The following is a 21128-nucleotide window of genomic DNA, read 5'->3' as shown; positions in this document are numbered from 1 at the left end:
GTAGCTTGGGGCTTTTGTGGCGAGGGAGCTTGCTCCCGCTGGGCTGCGAAGCAGCCCCAAGATGTATCTGTCACCTCAATGCTTCAGGCCGAACGCGTGGGCCTGCTGCGCAGTCCAGCGGGAGCAAGCTCCCTCGCCACAGGTGCTTTGGCACACTCGGGAATAGCCTCAGCCCTCTTCCAGCCACCAACGCAGCGGCTTGCCCTGGGCCGGCCAGAAGCGCATTTGCTCGATGGGCGAGATGTCCCAGCGTTCGACCTTTTCCAGGGCCTGCAAAAAGCGCGTCTCCTGCTCCATCACCGCCGGGGAACAGAGTTTGCGCGTGCTGCCGATCTTGCCGAAGCTCAAACGGTGGCCTTCCAGGGTATAGGGCGCGAACCAGTGGTTGCAGCCGCCGTTGCCATAGGCGCGACCGTCATCCCCAAGGGTGATGGTCAGGTGGCTGTAGTCCATCAATGGCCGTTCGCCGATCCATTCCAGGATGTAGCTGCGGTTGTGTAGCAGTTGCACAGGTTCAGCGGCACACCCCATCAGGCTCAGGCCGATCGACGCGCACAGGGCCAAACGTTTCATCAGGCGGCTTCCCGGCATTTCGGGCACAGGTGTTTTTCACCGACGGTGGTCCAGCCCAGTTCGGCGATTCGCGCGGTGGCGGCCGGTTTCTCGGCCTTGACGCCGAGCTTGGCATCGACGGCGAATTCGAAGCTCAGTTCCTTGGCGCAAGCGTCACAGTTGACCTGCCAGGTATGGATCGCCAGTTCGCCGAATACCGGGCCGGTGGTCATGGCGGTCCATTGGCCCATGGGCTTGAGCAGGTGCCGAACGGTGTCCACGGTCAGGCGCATGGACAAGTCCTTGCTGCCCTTGAGCGTGACGAGCAACACATCGTTGGCCTGGATCGAACCGCCGTTGCCGGTGACCTGGTAACGGCCCGGCGCCAAGGCGCGGACTTCGGTCAAGGTGTGCTGCGGGTTCATCAGGGTGTAGCGGAAATCGTGTTCGGCCATGGGTCCTCCAAATAGGCGCGATATGCTAGCACGGGGCATGGCTTGGGACAGTTCGGATGCTGGTCAGGCGACGAAATCCACTGTGGGAGCGAGCCTGCTCGCGATAGCGGTGTGTCAGTCGACATTAATGCTGACCGATCTACCGCTATCGCTAGCAGACTCGCTCCCACAGGAGGTATGTGTTGGCTGATAGAGCGGGGTCAGCTATCCACCAGATTTTGTGGCGCGCCTTTCGCCCAGGCAGCGATGTTGTCCAGGGTCGTCATGGCAATCGCCGCCAGCGCTTCATGGGTCAGGAACGCCTGGTGAGCGGTGACGATCACGTTGGGGAAGGTCAGCAGCCGTGCCAGCACGTCGTCCTGCAAGGGCAGGTCGGAACGGTCCTTGAAGAACAACTGTGCCTCTTCTTCATAGACATCCAAGCCCAAATAGCCGAGCTGGCCGCTTTTCAAGGCCTCGATCAGGGCCGGCGTGTCCACCAGGCCGCCACGCCCGGTGTTGATCAACATCGCGCCGCGTTGCATGGCCGCCAATGAATCGGCATTGATCAGGTGCCGGCTCTGTTCGTTCAGCGGGCAGTGCAGGCTGATGATCTGCGCTTGTGCCAGCAGATCGGCCAAGGGCAAGTAGCGAGCCCCCAGGGCTTCGACCTGCGGGTTGGGATAGGGGTCGTAGGCCAGCAACTGGCAGCCGAAGCCGGCCATGATCCGCGCGAACGTAGCACCGATCTGCCCGGTACCGATCACACCGACGGTCTTGCCCACCAGGTCGAAACCGGTCAGCCCATGAAGGCTGAAGTTGCCGTCCCGGGTGCGGTTGTAGGCACGGTGCAGGCAGCGATTGAGGGCCATGATCAACGCCACGGCATGTTCGGCCACGGCATGGGGCGAGTAGGCTGGTACCCGGACGATGCTCAAGCCCAGGCGCTTGGCGGCGAGCAGGTCGACATGGTTGTAGCCGGCCGAGCGCAGGGCGATCAGCCGCGTGCCACCTTCGGCCAGCCGCTCCAGCACCGGGGCGCTGAGGTCATCGTTGATGAAGGCGCACACCACTTCGTGGCGTTCGGCCAGGGCCACGGTGTCGAGGTTCAGGCGGGCGGGCTGGAATTGCAATTGAAGGCCCGCAGGCGTCGGGGCCTTGGTGAAACTGTCGCGGTCGTAGGTCTGGCTGCTGAAAAAAATCACGCGCATGGCGGCCTCCTGGTAAAAAACAAGCCCTACAGTCCGGGTAGGAGCATGGATTTTCAGCGATTCCGGTTCCAAGGGTATTGCCCTGGATCAGGCACTGATACGCGCTTCGCTCGCCAGGCGATTGATGGCACGCTCCAATTCTTCCAGGGCCGCGGCAGCCTTGGGGTCCTGTTGCTTGAGCAGGGTTTCGCTGCGCTGGCAGGCCGCACGCAACTGCGGCACGCCACAGTAGCGGGTGGCGCCGTGCAGGCGGTGGACCCGCTCGATCAGGGCGTTGTGATCGTTGGCCTCGCTGGCCTGGCGGATCGCTTCGCGATCGGCTTCCAGGGACGCCAGCAACATCGCCAGCATGTCCGCCGCCAGGTCGGCCTTGCCGGCGGCCAGGCGCAGGCCTTCCTCGTGATCGAGCACCAGCAGTTCGCTGCCGCCCTGGGCGTCGCCGCTGCGCTCCGGTGATTGGTTGCGCAGGGCCAGGCCGGTCCATTTGAGCACCACCTGGGCCAGTTGCCGTTCGCTGATGGGTTTGGTCAGGTAGTCATCCATGCCGCTTTGCAGCAGGGCACGCTTTTCGTTGGCCATGGCGTGGGCGGTGAGGGCGACGATCGGCAGCGGCGTGCAATGCCGCTCGCTTTCCCACTGGCGGATCGCCTCGGTGCTCTGGCGACCGTCCATGCCAGGCATCTGCACGTCCATCAAGACCAGGTCGAAGGTTTCTTTCTGCACGGCCTTGACCGCCGCGTAGCCGCTTTCCACCGCGAGCACTTTGGCGCCCATGTCTTCGAGCAGGGTCTGCACCAGCAGCAGGTTGGCCGGATTGTCATCCACGCACAGCACTTTGGGCGCGCGGCTGGCCACCGGTTCGTGGGGTTCGCTGCGGGTTGGTCGCGGGTTGACCAGATCGGAAAGCGAGCGGCGCAACTTGCGGGTGCAGGCCGGCTTGGCCTGCAACTGGCTGTGGGGGTTGGGCACCGAGAGGTGGTACAGGGTCTGTTCGGTAGTGGGGCACAGCACGAGCACTTTGCAGCCCAGGTGTTCAAGGTCCCAGATATGCTGGTTGAGGCGCTCCGGCGGCATGTCGTTACTGGTGATGCCCAGCACGGCCAGATCGATGGCCTGATCAGTCTGGTGGGCGACGGTGATGCCGTTGGTCAGGCTCTCCAGGGTATTGAATGGCGTCACTTGCAAACCACAGTCTTCGAGCTGGTGCTGCAAGGCCTGGCGGGCCAGTTCATGATTCTCCAGCACCGCCACGCGCCGGCCCAGCAACGGCGGGCCAGGCAGGTCCTCGGCATCGTCACGGGTCTTGGGCAGGCGCAGGCTGATCCAGAATTCCGAGCCTTCGCCCGGTGTGCTGTCGACGCCGATCTCACCGCCCATCTGTTCCACCAGGCGCTTGGAAATCACCAGGCCCAGCCCAGTGCCACCCGGTTGCCGCGACAGCGAGTTGTCGGCCTGGCTGAACGCCTGGAACAGCGCCCGCACGTCCTGGTTGGACAGGCCGATGCCGGTGTCCTGGATGCTGATGCGCAACTGCACGCTGTCTTCGTGTTCGTCCTCGAGCATGGCCCGGGCGACGATGGTGCCCTCGCGGGTGAACTTGATGGCGTTGCTCACCAGGTTGGTCAGGATCTGCTTGAGGCGCAGTGGATCACCCACCAGCGACAGCGGTGTGTCCCGGTACACCAGGCTCACCAGTTCCAGTTGTTTGGCGTGGGCCGCGGGGGCGAGGATGGTCAGGGTGTCCTGCAACAGGTCCCGCAGGTTGAACGGAATGTTGTCGAGCACCAGCTTGCCGGCCTCGATCTTCGAAAAGTCGAGGATCTCGTTGATGATCCCCAGCAGGCTGTCGGCGGATTTCTCGATGGTGCCCAGGTAGTCGAGCTGGCGCGGGGTCAGTTCGCTTTTCTGTAACAGGTGGGTAAAGCCGAGGATGCCGTTGAGCGGCGTGCGGATTTCATGGCTCATGTTCGCCAGGAATTCGGATTTGATCCGGCTCGCTTCCAGAGCCTCCTTGCGGGCCAGGTCCAGCTCGATGTTCTGGATTTCGATGGTTTCCAGGTTCTGGCGCACGTCTTCGGTGGCCTGGTCGATGCTGTGCTGCAATTCTTCCTGGGCGTTCTGCAAGGTCCCGGCCATGCGATTGATGCCAGAGGCCAGTTCATCGAGCTCCTGGCTGCCCAGCGGTGGCAGGCGGGTTTCCAGATGGCCGTCCTTGAGTTGCGCCACGGCGTGCTTGATCTGGCCCAGCGGGCGGTTGATCGTGCGGCCCATGCGCAGGGCCAGCAGCGCGGTCAGGCCCAGGCAAACGGCGATCAACAGCAGGCTGGCGAACATACTGCGATAACCGCTTAGCAACATGCCGCTGTGAGACAACTCCAGCTCGACCCAGCCCAGCAGGCGGTCGGCTTCTTCAGGAATCAGTTCGCCCGCCAGGTTGCGGTGCTTGCCGAAGACCGGCAGCAGATACCGCGTGGCATCGTTGCCGGTGCGTTGCTGCAACTGCGCACTGTTCCCTTCCGGCGCCCGGTTGAGCATCGTCGGGCCGGCGTGGGCCAGAGGCGTGCGGTCGGGAGCGAGCAGGGTCACGGCGCGTACGTCCGCTTGCTCCAGGGACTGGGTGGCGATGCGTTCCAGCAGATCGGTGTCCTGGCGGCTCATGGCCGGGGCGACCAGCGGCGCGAGCTGTTCGGCGATCATCTCGCCACGTTGCAGCAATTGGGCGTGCAGGTCCGATTGCTGCATCCAGGTGAAATAGCCGCCCAGGACCAGCGCCATCAGGCTGGTCGGCAACAGGGTCAGCAACAGCACGCGGCCTTTGATTCCCAGTTTCTTGAGCACACTTGTCTCCTGCATCCAGCGGTCTGATTGAGCTTTGCGCGCATCCGGCACGCAATACCTGCGCAGTGTAGCGATTTGCGGGCGGGCGATCTCCGTAAAATTCATGTCCGCCGTGCATCAGTCCTGTTGGGCTTTCATCTCGCTTATTCCCACAAGCCATAACGACCACACTTTGCGTGATATGGCCTCGCCGGGTTTGCCGGTATGATAGGCGCCCCCGCAGTCCGGATTGCGAATACGCCATGACTCTGCAGTACCCAACCATCGCCGATTGCGTCGGCAACACCCCGCTGGTCCGTTTGCAGCGCCTGCCTGGCGTGACCAGCAATACGCTTTTGCTCAAGCTCGAAGGGAATAACCCGGCGGGTTCGGTCAAGGACCGGCCGGCGCTATCGATGATTACCCGCGGCGAGTTGCGCGGGCAGATCCGGCCCGGCGATACGCTGATCGAGGCGACCTCCGGCAACACCGGCATCGCTCTGGCGATGGCGGCGGCGATCAAGGGCTACAAGATGATCCTGATCATGCCCGACAACTCCAGCGCCGAGCGCAAGGCGGCGATGACGGCCTACGGCGCCGAGTTGATCCTGGTGACTCAGGAGGAGGGCATGGAAGGTGCCCGGGACCTGGCCGAGCGCATGCAGGCCGAGGGGCGTGGCAAGGTGCTGGATCAGTTTGCCAACGGCGACAATCCCGAGGCCCACTACACCACCACCGGCCCTGAGATCTGGCGCCAGACCGACGGCACCATCACTCATTTCGTCAGCTCGATGGGCACCACCGGTACCATCATGGGCACCTCGCGCTACCTGAAAGAACAGAACCCGAACGTGCAGATCATTGGCCTGCAGCCGATGGAAGGCTCGGCGATCCCAGGCATTCGTCGCTGGCCCGAGGAGTATCTGCCGAAGATCTACCAGGCCGAGCGCGTGGACCGCATCATCGACATGGCCCAGAGCGAAGCGGAGGACGTGACCCGTCGCCTGGCGCGTGAAGAAGGCATCTTCTGCGGCGTGTCTTCCGGCGGTGCCGTGGCGGGCATGCTGCGCCTGTCCAAGGAAGTTGAGAATGCGGTGATCGTCGCGATCATCTGCGACCGTGGCGACCGTTATTTGTCGACCGGTATTTTCGACGCGCCCAACTGATGGCCAAGCAAGAAAGAGGCTTGCGCTTCCAGCCCAGCGGCGGAAGCCGGGCCCCGCAAGTGCCCACCGGTAAAAAACAGCGCCTGACCATCGAGCGCCTGGCCAATGATGGCCGGGGCATTGCCTTTGTCGACGGGCGTACCTGGTTTGTCATCGGCGCCCTGGCCGGTGAGGAGGTCGAGGCGCGGGTGCTCGGGGCCCATGGCAAGGTGGTCGAGGCGCGTACCGAGCGGGTGTTCCTGTCCAGTGAACTGCGTCGCGCGGCGCTGTGCATCCATGCCGGTCGTTGCGGCGGTTGCAGCGTCCAACATTTGCCCCATGCCGAACAACTCGCCCTGAAACAGCGCATGCTCGCCGAGCAGTTGTCTCGCGTGGCCGGGGTGGAACCGGATGAATGGGCCGCGCCATTGAGCGGGTCGGAATTCGGTTACCGACGTCGCGCCCGGGTGGCGGTGCGTTGGGACCAGAAAGCGAAAAAACTCGAAGTCGGTTTCCGTGCCGCCGGCAGTCAGGACATCGTTGCCATCGGCGATTGCCCGGTGCTGGTACAGCCCTTGCAGCCGATCATGAGCCGCTTGCCGGAGATGCTCAGACGCTTGAGCAAACCCCAGGCGCTGGGGCATGTGGAGTTGTTCGCCGGTTCGTCCCTCGCGGTACTGCTGCGCCATATGGCGCCGCTGTCGGAGGCCGACCTGACGATCCTCAAGGACTTCTGTGGGTTTCATGAGGCGCAGTTGTGGCTGCATGGTGAAGGCGAGCCGCAACCGGTCGATCCGGGGCGAGCCTTGGGTTATCGCCTGGAAACCTGGGGCCTGGAGCTGGCTTACCGGCCTGGGGATTTCATCCAGGTGAACGCTGCGGTCAACGAGGCAATGATCGCCCAGGCGCTACAATGGCTCGCGCCGCACGCCGAGGAGCGAGTGCTGGATCTGTTTTGCGGCCTGGGCAACTTTGCCTTGCCGTTGGCCAAAAGCGTGCGCCAGGTGGTGGCCGTCGAAGGCGTGCAGACCATGGTGGAGCGTGCGGCGGCCAATGCCGTCAGCAACAATTTGCATAACACTGCCTTTTTTCAGGCCGATTTATCCCAGCCTCTGGCAGATGCCGAATGGATCGGCGAAGGCTTTTCTGCGGTACTCTTGGACCCACCCCGTGACGGTGCTTTCGAGGTGGTGCGCAAGCTGTCGTCCCTGGGTGCCAAACGGTTGGTTTATGTATCGTGCAACCCGGCAACTTTGGCCCGGGATACGGTCGAACTGATCAAGCAGGGCTACCGGTTAAAACGTGCCGGGATTCTCGATATGTTTCCTCAAACGGCGCATGTCGAGGCCATGGCGTTATTTGAAGCGAGCCAGGATGGCTTGTCCGACTGACCCGTTCGTGCCAACCCGCCACAGCCCTGGGCGCAAACACGGGCATGAAGGTCAGCGAAGTTGACGCATTGAATCTGCGTCGTAGGGAAGGTAAGTAAAGATGGTACAGGTGAGAGCACACCAGCCGATCAACACCGACGGCAGTATCAATCTCGAGGCTTGGCTCGATCATGCGGTCAGCGTCGACATGGCACTGGATCGCGAAGCCTTGAAGGCCGCCTGCGAGTTCGCTCGTGAGGCGGAGCAGCAACACAACGCGGCGAAGAACCTGTGGTCTGAAGGCACCTCGAGTTTCCAGACGGGCCTGGAGATCGCCGAAATTCTCGCCGACCTCAAGCTCGACCAGGACTCCCTGGTAGCGGCGGTGCTGTACCGCGGCGTGCGCGAAGGTCAGATCCAGCTACCGGTGGTCAGCCAACGTTTCGGCACGGTGGTCGCCAAGCTGATCGACGGCGTGCTGCGCATGGCCGCTATCAGTGCCAGCCTCAGTCCGCGCCAGTCCATGGTGCTGGGCACCCAGGGCCAGGTGGAAAACCTGCGCAAGATGTTGGTGGCAATGGTCGACGACGTGCGCGTCGCGCTGATCAAGCTGGCCGAGCGCACCTGTGCGATCCGCGCCGTGAAGTCCGCCGATGACGAAAAGCGCAATCGCGTCGCCCGGGAGGTGTTCGACATCTATGCCCCCCTGGCCCACCGTCTCGGCATCGGTCACATCAAGTGGGAGCTGGAGGACCTGTCCTTCCGCTACCTGGAGCCCGACCAGTACAAGCAGATCGCCAAGCTGTTGCATGAGCGGCGCCTGGATCGCGAGCGCTTCATCACCGATGTGATGACCCAGTTGCGCGAAGAGTTGCAGGCCACCGGCGTGGAAGCCGACATCAGCGGCCGGGCCAAGCACATCTACTCGATCTGGCGAAAAATGCAGCGCAAAGGCCTGGAATTCAGCCAGATCTACGACGTTCGCGCCGTTCGCGTACTGGTCCCGGAAATGCGCGACTGCTACACCGCGCTGGGGATCGTCCACACCTTGTGGCGGCACATTCCCAAGGAGTTCGACGACTACATCGCCAACCCCAAGGAAAACGGCTATCGCTCGTTGCACACCGCCGTGATCGGCCCCGAGGGCAAGGTGCTGGAAGTGCAGATCCGCACCCACGCCATGCACGAGGAAGCCGAACTGGGCGTCTGCGCCCACTGGAAATACAAGGGCACCGACGTCAAGTCCGGGTCCAACCACTACGAAGAGAAAATCTCCTGGCTGCGTCAGGTGCTCGAATGGCACGAGGAGCTGGGCGATATCGGTGGTCTGGCCGAACAGCTGCGCGTCGACATCGAGCCGGACCGGGTCTATATCTTCACCCCCGACGGTCACGCCATCGACCTGCCCAAGGGCGCGACACCGCTGGACTTCGCCTACCGGGTCCACACCGAGATCGGCCACAACTGCCGTGGCGCCAAGATCAATGGGCGGATCGTGCCGCTCAACTACAGCCTGCAGACCGGTGAGCAGGTCGAGATCATCACCAGCAAGCACGGCACGCCGAGCCGCGACTGGCTGAACCCGAACCTGGGCTACATCACCACATCGCGGGCGCGGGCGAAGATTGTCCACTGGTTCAAGTTGCAGGCCCGCGACCAGAACGTCGCCGCCGGCAAGACCCTGCTCGAGCGTGAACTCGGTCGCCTGGGCCTGCCCCAGGTGGACTTCGACAAGTTGGCCGAAAAGGCCAACATGAAGACCGCCGAGGACATGTTCGCCGCCCTCGGTGCCGGCGATCTGCGCCTGGCGCAGTTGGTCAACCTGGCCCAGCAGCTGGTGGAACCGGAGCGTGGCAACGAGCAACTGGAGCTGATCCCGCGCAAGGCCACCGGCTACAAGCCAGGCAAGCGCGGCGACATCCAGATCCAGGGCGTGGGCAACCTGATGACCCAGATGGCGGGCTGCTGCCAGCCATTGCCGGGGGATGCGATCGTCGGCTACATCACCCAGGGCCGTGGCGTGAGCATTCACCGCCAGGACTGTGCCTCGGTGCTGCAACTGGCCGGTCGCGAGCCGGAACGGATCATCCAGGTCAGCTGGGGCCCGGTGCCGGTGCTCACCTACCCGGTGGACATCGTCATCCGTGCCTACGACCGCTCCGGCCTGCTGCGTGACGTTTCCCAGGTGTTGCTGAACGAGCGGATCAACGTGCTGGCGGTCAACACCCGTTCGAACAAGGAAGACAACACCGCGCTGATGTCCCTGACCATCGAGATTCCGGGGCTGGATGCGCTGGGGCGGTTGCTGGGGCGGATTTCCCAGTTGCCGAACATCATCGAGACCCGGCGGAATCGGACGCCGGGTTGAGCCCAGTCTAAAAATGTGGGAGCGAGTTTGTGGGAGCAAAGTCTGTGGGAGCAAAGCTTGCTCGCGATTGTGGTAGTGGCCCCCAGCCCATCTGGAGACTGACTCACCGTTATCGCGAGCAAGCTTTGCTCCCACAGATCTGCTCCCACAGGCGTGCTCTCATTGAATTATTTCCCACAGGGATTTTTTGTGATGGGATGGATTGATGTACAGCCTTGAAGACCTGCTCCACCTGATGAACCGCCTGCGAGACCCGCAGTACGGCTGCCCGTGGGACATCCAGCAAACCTACGCGACCATCGTCCCCCATACCCTGGAAGAAGCCTACGAAGTGGCCGATGCCATCGAGCGTGGCGATTTCGATCACTTGCAGGGCGAGTTGGGCGACCTGCTGTTCCAGGTGGTGTATTACAGCCAGTTGGCCCGGGAAGAAAACCGCTTCGAATTCGCCGGCGTGGTCGACAGCATCACCCGCAAGCTGATCCGCCGCCATCCCCATGTATTTCCTACCGGTGACCTGTATGCGCCCGTGGATATCCCGCGCCTGAGCGAAGAGCAGGTCAAGCAGCGCTGGGAAGAAATCAAGGCAGAGGAACGGGCCGAGAAAGCCTCGGCGCCCGAGCAATTGTCGCTGCTCGACGATGTGCCGGGTGCGCTGCCGGCATTGTCCCGCTCGGCGAAGCTGCAGAAGCGTGCCGGCCAGGTCGGTTTCGACTGGCCAGGCCCGTTGCCGGTGCTCGATAAAGTCCGCGAGGAACTGGACGAAGTGCTCGAAGCCATGGCCGACAACGATCCGGTGGCCATCAGCGACGAGATCGGCGATCTGCTGTTCAGCGTGGTGAACCTGGCGCGCCACCTCAAGGTCGACCCGGAAACCGCACTGCGCGACGCCAACGGGAAGTTCGAGCGGCGGTTCCGATTTATCGAACAGGCATTGCGCGACACCCACCGTCCCATGGAAGATTGCACCCTCGAAGAGTTGGACGCCTTGTGGGGCGAAGCCAAACGTCAGGAAAAGAATTTGCCCAGCTGTGGCTGAGGCCGTTGCCTAAGTGAGTAAGCACCATGAGCCTTTCCCTTCGCGACCAGTTGCTCAAAGCAGGACTGGTCAACCAAAAGCAGGCCAAGCAGGTCGGCAAAGAGAAACAGAAGCAGCAACGCCTGGCCCATAAAGGCCAGATCGAACTGGATGACTCCCAGCAGCGCGCGGCCCAGGAAGCCATGGCCGAGAAGGTCAAGCGCGACCAGGAACTCAATCGCCAGCAGCAGGAAAAGGCCGAGCAGAAGGCCCGGGCCGCGCAGATCAAGCAATTGATCGAAGTCTCGCGCCTGCCGAAGCTGACCACCGAGGACTATTACAATTTCGTCGACGACAAGAAGGTCAAGCGCATCTCGGTCAACACCTTGATGCGCAACAAGCTGAGCAGCGGCTCGCTGGCGATCGTCCACCATGCCGGCGGTTACGAAGTGATCCCACGTGAAGCGGCCCTGAAGATTCAGGAGCGCGACCCCCAGCGCATCGTTCAGCTCAATACGCAGACCGAAGAAGTGGATGCGGATGATCCGTACGCGGCGTATCAGATTCCGGATGATTTGATGTGGTAAGCCGGACAGCAAGCTAAACGCAAAAGGAACATCTGCAGAGATCTCTAGGAAAACTGTGGGAGCAAAGCTTGCTCGCGATAGCTGAGTATCAGGCAATATCTTTCTGTCTGACACAGTGCTATCGCGAGCAAGCTTTGCTCCCACAGGTTCATGGGGGTTCTGTCGTTCAGGATTCTGCCATTTCCCGCGAGCGCAACCTTTCCTCGCGCTCCAGCTCAGCCTTGTAGTTATGAGCATCGGTCTCGGAGTGGAACATCCCCACCAGCAAATCCTGTTGATGCACATCCCAGATCCGGATACCGGCGGCAATGCCTTCGTGGGACATATGGGCGTCATCGCGTTCAGTTACTTTCACAGTCATCTTGCAAGCTCCAATCTCTGTTATCTGCAGCAAGGCGTGTGCAGGACTTTGTTATAGATTTGGATAGCGTGCTAAGTAAATGCGTCGGCGCGTTAAGAAGTTTTCATGGAAATCGCAGCCATCCTGCAGGCCTGGCGGTGCGCGGCATTCGGTCGCAGGGGGGGCTTTCATGAAGAAGATTTCATGTTGCAGGCAGCCCCACTTTTTCCTTGGGAGCCAAACCTGTGGGAGCGAGCAGGCTCGCTCCCACAGGTCTATTTCCCACAGGTTTGTGTGGTGGTCATGAAATCCAGGCAAAAAGAAGCCCCGCATGTGCGGGGCTTCTTGGTGTTGGCTTCAATCAGCTGCCTTTCACAGCCTTGCCATTGACCGTACCGTCCAGGAGCATGATGTTGTACTCCTTGCCGTCGGTCTCGACCTGTTGCAGGCGCACCAGCAGGTAATCCCAGTCCTTGGCGAACCAGAGCACGGTGATGCGCTTGCTTTGTGTCGGGTCGCGCACGCGCTCGACCTTGATCGCATCGATCTGGCCGGCCTTGGTGTCGACTTTTTCCGAGCCCAGCACGCGGAAGTCATAGGTATCGACTTCGCCGTCATCGACGACCTGATAGCTCATGCTTTTCTTGCCGGCCGCCACGTCGTGCTGCAGGGCCAACTGGTAAGTGGATTTATCGACCATGCCACGGTTGAGCGGCAGCTTGACCGCATCGCCGCGATCGGTGCCGGTGACCATCTTGGTGTTCCAGTCGAAATCCAGGTCGGCCTTCTTGGCTTTGCCCAGGCCACCGCGTTCGAAATGGTAGGACTGTGGCAGCAGGGTGTCCTTGTCCAGGGTCAGGGTGCTTTCTTCGGTCAGGCTGGCGATCATCATCGACGCCTTGAAGCTCAGCTTCCAGGTGCCGTTGGCTTCCTTGGTCAGGCTACGCTCGGCGGTGCCGCTCATGGGCAACTGTTTCCAGTCGGCGGTATAGCTGGCGGAGAACGGTTGAAGTTCCGCTGCCTGTGCCAGGGGCAAGGCGAGCAGAGCGCAAGCGAAGAGCAGGGCGCGACGCATAAAATCTCCTAGTATCGAATCAAATGGCCGCTGGCGGCGAGTAACTGGCCGTCCAGTGAGGCACCGCGATCGTCGAGAGTCAGCCGTCCTTCGGCAAACCAACGCACGGCCATCGGGTAGATCTGGTGCTCGCGGGCGTGAACCCGTTGCGCCAGGCTTTGCGGCGTGTCGTGCAACTCTACCGGTATTACTGCCTGTACGACCAGTGGTCCGCCATCGAGTTCCTCGGTGACAAAGTGCACCGAGCAGCCGTGCTCAGTGTCTCCGGCCTCCAGCGCCCGCTGGTGAGTGTGTAACCCTTTGTATTTGGGCAGCAGCGAGGGATGGATATTGAACAGGCGGCCCTGGTAGTGACGCACGAAGCCGGCGCTGAGGATGCGCATGAAACCAGCGAGGACCACCAGTTGCGGATTGAAGGTGTCGATCTGTTCGATCAGCGCGGCGTCGAAGGCTTCGCGGCCCTCGAACGCCTTGTGATCGAGGACGCGGGTGTCGATCCCCGCATCCTTGGCGCGTTGCAGGCCGTAGGCGTCGGCGCGGTTGGAAATCACCGCGCGGATACGGACCGGGCTGTCGCCGGTCCGTGTGCTGTCGATCAGGGCCTGCAAGTTACTGCCGGTGCCGGACAGCAGCACCACCACGTCACAGGTTGCGGACATCAGTGCGCCTTAAGGTTTTTCAGCTCGACCTGGGCAGCGCCTTCGGCGGCGGTGGCGATCTGGCCGATGACCCAAGGCTGCTCGCCGGCTTCACGCAGTACGTTCAGGGCCGTCTCGACGTGCTCCTGGGCCACGCAGATGACCATGCCCACGCCGCAGTTCAGCACGCGGTGCATTTCGGTTTCATCGACGTTGCCTTTTTCTTGCAGCCAGTCGAACACCGCCGGGCGGGTCCAGCTTGCCACGTCGACCACAGCCTGGGCGCCTTTTGGCAGTACGCGCGGGATGTTGTCCAGCAGGCCGCCACCGGTGATGTGGGCCATGGCCTTGACGGCACCGGTGTCCTTGATCAGCTTGAGCAGTGGCTTGACGTAGATGCGGGTCGGGGCCATCAGCAGGTCGGCCAGGGGCTTGCCGTCGAGCTGGGTGTTCTCGATGTCGGCACCGGAGACTTCGATGATCTTGCGGATCAGCGAGTAGCCGTTGGAATGCGGGCCGGAGGACGGCAGGGCGAGCAAGGCATCGCCGGTGGCGACTTTCGAGCCGTCGATGATCTCGGCCTTCTCCACGACGCCGACGCAGAAGCCGGCCAGGTCGTAGTCTTCGCCTTCGTACATGCCAGGCATTTCAGCGGTTTCGCCGCCGACCAGGGAGCAGCCGGACAGTTCGCAGCCGGCGCCGATGCCGGTGACAACCTGGGCAGCGGTGTCGACATTCAGTTTGCCGGTGGCGTAGTAATCGAGGAAGAACAGCGGCTCGGCGCCGCAGACCACCAGGTCGTTCACGCACATGGCCACCAGGTCGATGCCGATGCTGTCGTGCTTGTTCAGGTTCAGCGCCAGGCGCAGCTTGGTGCCGACGCCGTCGGTGCCCGAGACCAGCACCGGTTGCTTGTAGCCGGCCGGGATCTCGCAGAGGGCGCCGAAACCGCCCAGGCCGCCCATGACTTCCGGACGCGCAGTGCGCTTGGCGACGCTCTTGATGCGTTCGACCAATGCTTCACCGGCGTCGATGTCTACACCGGCGTCCTTGTAGCTCAGGGAGGGTTGCTTGCTCATGATCCAGGCCTTTAGGGGGGATTTCTGGGTAACGACCGACCGCCGGGGCCATTGAATAACCGTTGTACGAATTATTCCGGATGCCCAGCCATTGCCGGTCTGCGAAGGCGCGCGATTTTATCAGGCTTGAGGGGCAGCGGCCATCCTCGCGCCGACGGGCAGGGACATATCCACGGAAAAAAACCGATATTTCTTATATTGGTACTGTGTAGCGCGTCTGTATAAGGTGTAGCGGTAACCGGTTATGGTGATGACAGTGCGAAACTTCCACCGGGCGTGTGAATGTTTTGCCGGGTGCTGTGGTCACAGCCATGCTCAATCTTCTTCACACGGCCTGTTCCAGCCGTTATGTCCGGGAATCTTCCATGCGTTTGTTCAAGTTCTTGTCCGTAGGCTGCCTGTCGCTGATCAGCCTGGCGAGCCATGCCGAAACCCTCAACGGCCTCTATCAGGTGTTCGAACCGGTCACCAACCAGGCGCCGGAGGAGCGCAACCAGGCGACCCTGCGCGCCTTGGATACGCTGGTGCTGCGCCTGACCGGCGATGCCAAGGCGGCCCAGAACCCAGGCCTGGCAGCGATTCGCCAGGATCCGCAGCAAATCATTCTTCAATATGGCTACGATGCTGGCCCGCCGGAAAGCCTCAAGGTCGACTTCGATCCAGCGAGCACTGATCGGGCCTTGCGCTCGGCAGGGTTGTCGCTGTGGAGCGCGAACCGGCCATCGATCCTGGGTTGGTGGCTGAATGACTCGGCCGAGGGTTCCAGCCTGGTGGGCGATGGCCAGGCCAGCGCCACGCCGCTGCGACGTGCCGCCCAGCATCGGGGCCTGGCGCTGCACTTGCCGTTGGCTGACCTGAGCGAGCAGATCGTCGCCACCGCGCCAAACCTGGAAGGCAGCGACCCGGCGCCGTTGCGCGATGCCTCGGAACGCTACGCGACAGACGCCTTGCTGGCGGTCCACGCCAAGGAAGAAGGTGGTCAGTGGCATGGCACCTGGCGCCTGTGGCTGGGGGACCAGCGCGAGCAGGGCACAGCCCAGGGTGCCGATCCTGCGGCCCTGGCCGATGCGGTCATGCTCGCGGTGAGTCAGCGTCTGGCGCCGCGTTTCGTCGCCAAGCCGGGCGTGGCCACCGAGCAATTGCTGGAAGTGCAGGGCATGAACCTGGAGCGTTACGCGGCGCTAGGGCGTTTGCTCGAGCCGTTCGGTGGGCAGTTGCAGCGGGTTGAAGGGGACCGGATCGTCTATCGGGTCAACGGCAGTGCCGAACAGCTGAAGGCGCAGTTGGCCCTGGCCAAACTGCAGGAAATTCCACCCGGCGAGGCCGTCGCGCCAGTGCCTGTGGCGCCGCCAGCCGCCGATGGTTCGGTCCCGGTTGCAGCGCCAGCGCCTGCGCCAGCAGCCAATTTGCGGTTCCGTTGGTAGGTTTTCTTTCTTTATATAGCTAGGAGTGGTTCATGGGCGATACGCGGCGTTGGTTCTGGTTGGGTGGGGTCGCCCTGCTGTTCGCGTTTATCTATCTGCTGCATCCGATCCTCACGCCGTTCCTGGTTGCGCTGTTGTTGGCCTATCTGTTTGACCCGGTGGTGGATCGCCTGGAAAAACTCGGCCTGTCGCGGACCTGGGGTGTGGTGACGGTCTTTGCGTTGTTCACTTTGATCGTGGTCGCGCTGTTGCTGGTGCTGATACCAATGCTCGCCAAGCAACTGCTGCGCCTGTACGAATTGGCGCCGCAGATGCTCGATTGGTTGCAGCACAGCGCGGTGCCGTGGGTACAGTCGAAACTGGGGTTGTCGGACGGTTTCTGGAAGTTCGACAAGGTCAAGGCCGCCATCAGCGAGCACATGGGCCAGACCACGGACATAGTCGGCGTGGTGTTGAGCCAGGCCACGGCTTCGAGCCTGGCGTTGATCGGCTGGCTGGCGAACCTGGTGCTGATTCCCGTGGTGGCTTTCTACCTGCTGCGGGATTGGGATCTGATGATGGCCAAGATCCGCAGCCTGCTGCCACGTCATCGTGAAGAACGCATCATGACCCTGACCGGCGAATGCCACGAAGTGCTGGGGGCGTTCGTGCGCGGACAACTGCTGGTGATGGTGGCCCTGGGTTTCATCTATGCGGCTGGGTTGATGTTGGTCGGGTTGGAACTGGGACTGTTGATCGGCTTGATCGCCGGGCTGGCGGCCATCGTGCCGTACATGGGCTTTGTGATCGGGATTGGCGCGGCATTGATCGCCGGGTTGTTCCAGTTCGGCGGCGACTTGTACCCGATGGTGGGTATCGTAGCAGTGTTCATGGTCGGACAGGCCCTGGAGGGCATGGTGCTGACGCCGCTGTTGGTGGGCGACCGCATTGGCCTGCATCCCGTGGCTGTGATCTTCGCAATCCTGGCAGGGGGCGAGTTGTTCGGCTTTACCGGGATCCTGCTGGCGTTGCCGGTGGCGGCGGTGATCATGGTGCTGGTGCGTCATATGCACGATCTGTACAAGGATTCGGACATCTACAGCGGCGCCGAAGACCCTGACCTGTAGGGCAAATGATGGGTGGGGTGTCAGGGAAACTGACGCTCCGCGCCCTTGCCGCTGCAAACCTTTGATTTTGCTCGTGGTCCGGCGCATTGTGCGGTCCGCGTCACGGGTATAAACTTTGCGCACTTTACACAGAGGCCACTAACGGTTCCTTGGGAACTGTTCAGTCAGCATGAAACCGATTCAGCTGCCCCTAGGTGTGCGTCTGCGTGATGACGCCACCTTTATCAACTACTACCCAGGCGCCAATGCCGCTGCACTCGGCTATGTCGAGCGGCTTTGCGAAGCCGACGCCGGCTGGACCGAGAGCCTGATTTACCTGTGGGGCAAGGATGGGGTAGGGCGCACGCACTTGTTGCAGGCGGCTTGCCTGCGCTTCGAGCAATTGGGCGAACCTGCGGTGTACCTGCCGTTGGCCGAGTTGCTCGATCGCGGCGTGGAAATCCTCGACAACCTGGAACAGTACGAACTGGTTTGCCTGGACGATCTCCAGGCCGTGGCCGGCAAGGCTGATTGGGAAGAGGCGCTGTTTCATCTGTTCAATCGGTTGCGCGACAGTGGTCGACGCTTGCTGATCGCCGCATCGACGTCACCGCGGGAGCTGCCAGTGAAGCTGGCGGACCTCAAGTCTCGTCTCACCCTGGCGCTGATTTTCCAGATGCGCCCGCTGTCCGACGAAGACAAGCTCCGTGCCTTGCAGTTGCGCGCTTCCCGACGTGGCCTGCACCTGACCGACGAAGTCGGGCATTTCATCCTCACCCGTGGCACCCGCAGCATGAGTGCATTGTTCGAGCTGCTCGAACGCCTCGACCAGGCCTCACTCCAGGCCCAGCGCAAGCTGACTATTCCTTTTTTGAAAGAAACCTTGGGTTGGTAGAACCTTTCCAACTAGTGGCTCTTAGCCTGCTTTGGACACGGCGAAACCCGCGGCCCTGCTGGGTTGCAGGTCTCGTGAGATTCAAAATGGGCTTAAGCGCTTAGATGTAAACGTAAAACCGAGAAGTCACATTTGCATCGATTGAATTTGCAAATGAGGTTGATAGAAGGCATAGTCTCGCCATCTTTACTACTTCAGCCACGGTCGTGCCCATGCTAAATCGCTTCGCACCCCTCGTGCCTCTCGCACTCGTTACCCTGTTGTTCGGTTGCGCTGCCCACTCTCCAGTGTCCCAGCAAGAGCAACAACCACAGGTCAAGAACTCCGTTACCGCCCAGTCTTCCTCCGTTGCGTTCCAGGAAGAAATGGCCTCCGACAAAGAGCTCGCAGCCTTCGCCGGCAGCAAGCCTTACCAGCTTCCGGTACTGGCCGACAGCATCCTGGAACGCGGCATGTCGTTGATCGGTACTCGCTACCGTTTTGGCGGGACCTCTGAAGCCGGCTTCGATTGCAGCGGTTTCATCGGTTACCTGTTCCGCGAAGAAGCCGGCATGAACCTGCCGCGCTCCACCCGTGAAATGATCAACGTGAACGCCCCACTGGTAGCACGCAACCAGTTGGAGCCCGGTGACCTGCTGTTCTTCAGCACCAACGGTCGTCGTGGTCGCGTCAGTCACGCCGGTATCTACCTGGGTGACAACCAGTTCATCCATTCCAGCAGCCGCCGCAGCGGTGGCGTGCGGATCGACAGCCTGGGCGACAGCTACTGGAGCAAGACCTTCATCGAAGCCAAGCGCGCCCTCGCCATGGCTCCGACTGTGATGACTGCTCGCAAGTAAGCACACAGTTTGTAAGGCAAACTTAAAGTCTTACTTGAAGTTTGCCACATAGTCGCTAGAATCCTTGATCATTGATTGATGGCAATCCGCCTGCGTACTACGCAGGCGGATTCGTTTTCATGCCCACGGCAGAAAAGCCGCATCCAGATCAGGATTGTTCTGCATATGTCGACGTCGGCCCGCCTCGCTCTCATGTTCCTCGCCGCGCTGCTCAGCGCCTGCGCCAGCCGCACACCGCCGCCGGCACCGGTGCGGGCTCCAGTGGTCTTTGCCCCCTCGCAACCCTTTTCCCCGGCCGCCGAAGATGTGCTCTTCCGAGCGCTGGGCCTGGTGGGGACGCCGTACCGTTGGGGGGGTAACACACCGGATTCGGGTTTTGATTGCAGTGGCCTGATTGGTTATGTCTACCGCGACGCCGCTGGCATTTCCTTGCCGCGCTCAACCCGCGAAATGATCGGCATGCGTGCTCCCGATGTCGGCAAGGAAGCCTTGCAGACTGGCGACCTGATTTTCTTTGCCACCAACGGCGGCTCCCAGGTCAGCCACGCCGGGATCTATGTGGGCGAGGGGCGTTTTGTTCATGCGCCGGCCACTGGCGGTACGGTCAAGCTCGATAGCCTGTCCAAGGCTTATTGGCAGAAAGCCTATCTGAGCGCCAAACGGGTGTTGCAGCCGGAGCACCTGGCGCGTAATCCCTGAGTTGTTGTTGCCCTGATCTGTGGGAGCAAAGCTTGCTCGCGAAACAGGCGCCTCGATCTCTGACAGACCGCATCGCTTCCATCGCGGGCAAGCCTTGCTCCCACAGTTCGGGCGGCGCTCACAAGGGTGTGTCGACCTTATTTACCTGACACCCGCCAAATCTTGTTCCCCACATCATCCGCCACCAACAACCCGCCCTGCTTATCGATCACCACGCCCACTGGCCGGCCCTGGGCTTTTTCGTCGGCATTCAGGAAACCGGTCAACACATCCACCGGTTGCCCTACTGGCTTGCCGCCGTTGAACGGTACGAAAATCACTTTGTAACCACTGTGGGGCTTACGGTTCCAGGAGCCATGCTGGCCGACGAAAGCCCCTTCGGTAAACGGCGCAGGTAAGGTGCTGCCTTCGGCGAAGCTCAGGCCCAATGAAGCGGTGTGGGGGCCGACGGCGTAGTCCGGGGCGATGGCCTTGGCCACCAGCGTCGGGTTCTGCGGTTCGACCCGGGTATCGACGTGCTGCCCGTAGTAGCTGTAGGGCCAGCCATAGAATGCGCCGTCCTTGACCGACGTGATGTAGTCCGGCACCAGGTCGCTGCCGATCTCATCCCGCTCGTTCACCGCCGTCCACAGCGCGCCGCTGCGGGGCTCCCAGGCCAGGCCGTTGGGGTTGCGCAGGCCCGAGGCGAAGATCCGGTGATTGCCGCTGGCACGGTCCACTTCCCAAATGGCCGCGCGACCCTCTTCGGCCTCCATGCCATTTTCCGCGACGTTGCTGTTCGAGCCCGTGGTGACGTACAACTTGCTGCCATCGCGGCTGGCAATCACGTTCTTGGTCCAGTGGTGGTTGAGCGTGCCCCCGGGCAGATCGACAACCTTGGTCGGTTGCGCCTTGATTTGCGTGTCGCCGTCCTTGTAGGGGAAGCGGATCAGTCGGTCGGTATCGGCCACGTACAGGTCATTGCCCACCAGGGTCATGCCGAACGGCGAGTTGAGGTTTTCCAGGAACACCGTGCGGGTTTCGGCGATGCCGTCGTGATTGGCGTCGCGCAACAGTGTGATGCGATTGGGGCTTGGCACTCCGGCGCCGGCGCGGCCCATGACCTTTTTCATCACCCAGCCACGGATGCCCTTGGCGTCGTCCGGCTTGGGCGGAGCGTTGGTTTCGGCCACCAGCACATCACCGTTGGGCAACACATACAGCCAGCGCGGATGGTCCAGCCCTTCAGCGAACGCGCCCACTTGCAGGCCCTGGGCTGGGGTTGGCTTGGCGCCTTCGGGCCAGCCGATGGCTTCGGCGATGTTGACGGTCGGGACGAGAGTCTTGTTCGGTTCGGGCAGTTTCGGCGCAGGACCGGTGCCATCGGACACTTGCAAGGTGGAAGACTCGCCGCAAGCGACAAGCCCGGCGGCAAGGGCGACGATCAGGAGATGGGGTGGCTTGAGCATGCTGGCTTCCCTATGAATGCATGTAGTTATTCATAGAGGAGCGTAGACGCGCGATGGTTCAACCGTGGGTAGGCCTGTCAGTCAGGCAGTAACTGGATTTTGTG

19 protein-coding genes are annotated in these 21128 nt (G+C 61.9%); 10 read left to right on the top strand and 9 right to left on the bottom strand.

Features of this window, described 5'->3' with window-relative positions; genetic code table 11:
* Positions 1–168: 168 nt before the first annotated feature.
* The 4 genes from PSH86_RS23060 to PSH86_RS23045 all read right to left on the bottom strand — a co-directional run bounded on the left by PSH86_RS23060 (position 169) and on the right by PSH86_RS23045 (position 5035).
* A complete protein-coding gene (locus PSH86_RS23060; RefSeq protein WP_249015455.1) occupies positions 169–573 on the bottom strand; it encodes an META domain-containing protein in 405 nt (134 codons plus the stop codon).
* Positions 573–1007 carry a hypothetical protein gene (locus PSH86_RS23055; protein ID WP_053124325.1) on the bottom strand — a complete coding sequence of 145 codons (435 nt, stop codon included), beginning with the start codon at positions 1005–1007 and terminating at the stop codon, positions 573–575. Before PSH86_RS23055 ends, PSH86_RS23060 begins: the two co-directional genes overlap by 1 nt.
* Before the next feature lie 200 nt (positions 1008–1207).
* Positions 1208–2197 carry a 2-hydroxyacid dehydrogenase gene (locus PSH86_RS23050; RefSeq protein WP_109753956.1) on the bottom strand — a complete coding sequence of 330 codons (990 nt, stop codon included), beginning with the start codon at positions 2195–2197 and terminating at the stop codon, positions 1208–1210.
* An 87-nt stretch (positions 2198–2284) separates the two neighbouring features.
* A complete protein-coding gene (locus tag PSH86_RS23045; protein ID WP_109753957.1) occupies positions 2285–5035 on the bottom strand; it encodes a response regulator in 2751 nt (916 codons plus the stop codon).
* Positions 5036–5277: 242 nt separating this feature from the next.
* On the opposite strand from PSH86_RS23045, the gene cysM reads away from it, so the two are divergent.
* The 5 genes from cysM (at position 5278) to PSH86_RS23020 (ending at position 11502) form a co-directional block, all read left to right on the top strand.
* Complete coding sequence (cysM, locus tag PSH86_RS23040; RefSeq protein ID WP_109753959.1) at positions 5278–6180, top strand: cysteine synthase CysM; 903 nt, start codon at positions 5278–5280, stop codon at positions 6178–6180.
* Positions 6180–7550, top strand: coding sequence for a 23S rRNA (uracil(1939)-C(5))-methyltransferase RlmD (gene rlmD, locus PSH86_RS23035; protein WP_305485156.1), 1371 nt, complete (start codon positions 6180–6182; stop codon positions 7548–7550). Before cysM ends, rlmD begins: the two co-directional genes overlap by 1 nt.
* 100 nt (positions 7551–7650) lie before the next feature.
* Positions 7651–9897, top strand: coding sequence for a GTP diphosphokinase (relA, locus tag PSH86_RS23030; RefSeq protein WP_014339754.1), 2247 nt, complete (start codon positions 7651–7653; stop codon positions 9895–9897).
* A 205-nt stretch (positions 9898–10102) separates the two neighbouring features.
* Positions 10103–10936, top strand: coding sequence for a nucleoside triphosphate pyrophosphohydrolase (gene mazG / locus PSH86_RS23025; protein WP_305485154.1), 834 nt, complete (start codon positions 10103–10105; stop codon positions 10934–10936).
* A 26-nt stretch (positions 10937–10962) separates the two neighbouring features.
* Positions 10963–11502, top strand: a complete 540-nt coding sequence (locus tag PSH86_RS23020; RefSeq protein ID WP_058542577.1) for a DUF2058 domain-containing protein — start codon at positions 10963–10965, stop codon at positions 11500–11502.
* Between the two features lie 166 nt (positions 11503–11668).
* Here PSH86_RS23020 and PSH86_RS23015 read toward each other — a convergent pair whose 3' ends face one another.
* From PSH86_RS23015 to purM, 4 genes are all read right to left on the bottom strand, one after another.
* On the bottom strand, positions 11669–11863 hold the full coding sequence (locus tag PSH86_RS23015) for a hypothetical protein (protein WP_109753963.1): 195 nt from the start codon (positions 11861–11863) through the stop codon (positions 11669–11671).
* Positions 11864–12203: 340 nt separating this feature from the next.
* Complete coding sequence (locus PSH86_RS23010; RefSeq protein WP_014339751.1) at positions 12204–12917, bottom strand: DUF3108 domain-containing protein; 714 nt, start codon at positions 12915–12917, stop codon at positions 12204–12206.
* Between the two features lie 8 nt (positions 12918–12925).
* Complete coding sequence (gene purN / locus PSH86_RS23005) at positions 12926–13576, bottom strand: phosphoribosylglycinamide formyltransferase (protein WP_003204660.1); 651 nt, start codon at positions 13574–13576, stop codon at positions 12926–12928.
* Entirely contained in the window at positions 13576–14634 is a 1059-nt protein-coding gene (gene purM / locus PSH86_RS23000) for a phosphoribosylformylglycinamidine cyclo-ligase (protein WP_116833250.1), read from the bottom strand. The genes purN and purM overlap by 1 nt, the downstream gene beginning before the upstream one ends.
* A 365-nt stretch (positions 14635–14999) precedes the next feature.
* Between purM and PSH86_RS22995 the strand changes: the two genes are divergently transcribed.
* The 5 genes from PSH86_RS22995 to PSH86_RS22975 all read left to right on the top strand — a co-directional run bounded on the left by PSH86_RS22995 (position 15000) and on the right by PSH86_RS22975 (position 19576).
* Positions 15000–16058, top strand: a complete 1059-nt coding sequence (locus PSH86_RS22995) for a DUF2066 domain-containing protein (RefSeq protein ID WP_305485151.1) — start codon at positions 15000–15002, stop codon at positions 16056–16058.
* Positions 16059–16090: 32 nt separating this feature from the next.
* Positions 16091–17164 carry an AI-2E family transporter gene (locus tag PSH86_RS22990; protein WP_109753967.1) on the top strand — a complete coding sequence of 358 codons (1074 nt, stop codon included), beginning with the start codon at positions 16091–16093 and terminating at the stop codon, positions 17162–17164.
* A 169-nt stretch (positions 17165–17333) separates the two neighbouring features.
* The gene (gene hda, locus PSH86_RS22985) at positions 17334–18038 is read left to right on the top strand and encodes a DnaA regulatory inactivator Hda (RefSeq protein WP_003178999.1); all 705 of its coding nucleotides are present in this window, start codon (positions 17334–17336) and stop codon (positions 18036–18038) included.
* A gap of 212 nt (positions 18039–18250) precedes the next feature.
* A complete protein-coding gene (locus PSH86_RS22980) occupies positions 18251–18877 on the top strand; it encodes a C40 family peptidase (RefSeq protein ID WP_109753968.1) in 627 nt (208 codons plus the stop codon).
* 165 nt (positions 18878–19042) lie between these two features.
* Positions 19043–19576 (top strand): C40 family peptidase, encoded by a 534-nt coding sequence (locus PSH86_RS22975; protein WP_305485148.1) that lies wholly within the window; start codon positions 19043–19045, stop codon positions 19574–19576.
* A gap of 137 nt (positions 19577–19713) precedes the next feature.
* On the opposite strand, the gene PSH86_RS22970 is transcribed toward PSH86_RS22975, so the two are convergent.
* Positions 19714–21024 carry a sorbosone dehydrogenase family protein gene (locus tag PSH86_RS22970; protein ID WP_176689257.1) on the bottom strand — a complete coding sequence of 437 codons (1311 nt, stop codon included), beginning with the start codon at positions 21022–21024 and terminating at the stop codon, positions 19714–19716.
* Positions 21025–21128 lie beyond the last annotated feature (104 nt).

This window comes from Pseudomonas sp. FP2300 (assembly GCF_030687595.1).
In the GTDB taxonomy this organism is placed as follows: domain Bacteria; phylum Pseudomonadota; class Gammaproteobacteria; order Pseudomonadales; family Pseudomonadaceae; genus Aquipseudomonas; species Aquipseudomonas bijieensis.
The sequence above is the reverse complement of the archived record's forward strand: the minus strand, read 5'-3'. Positions and strand labels throughout refer to the sequence as shown.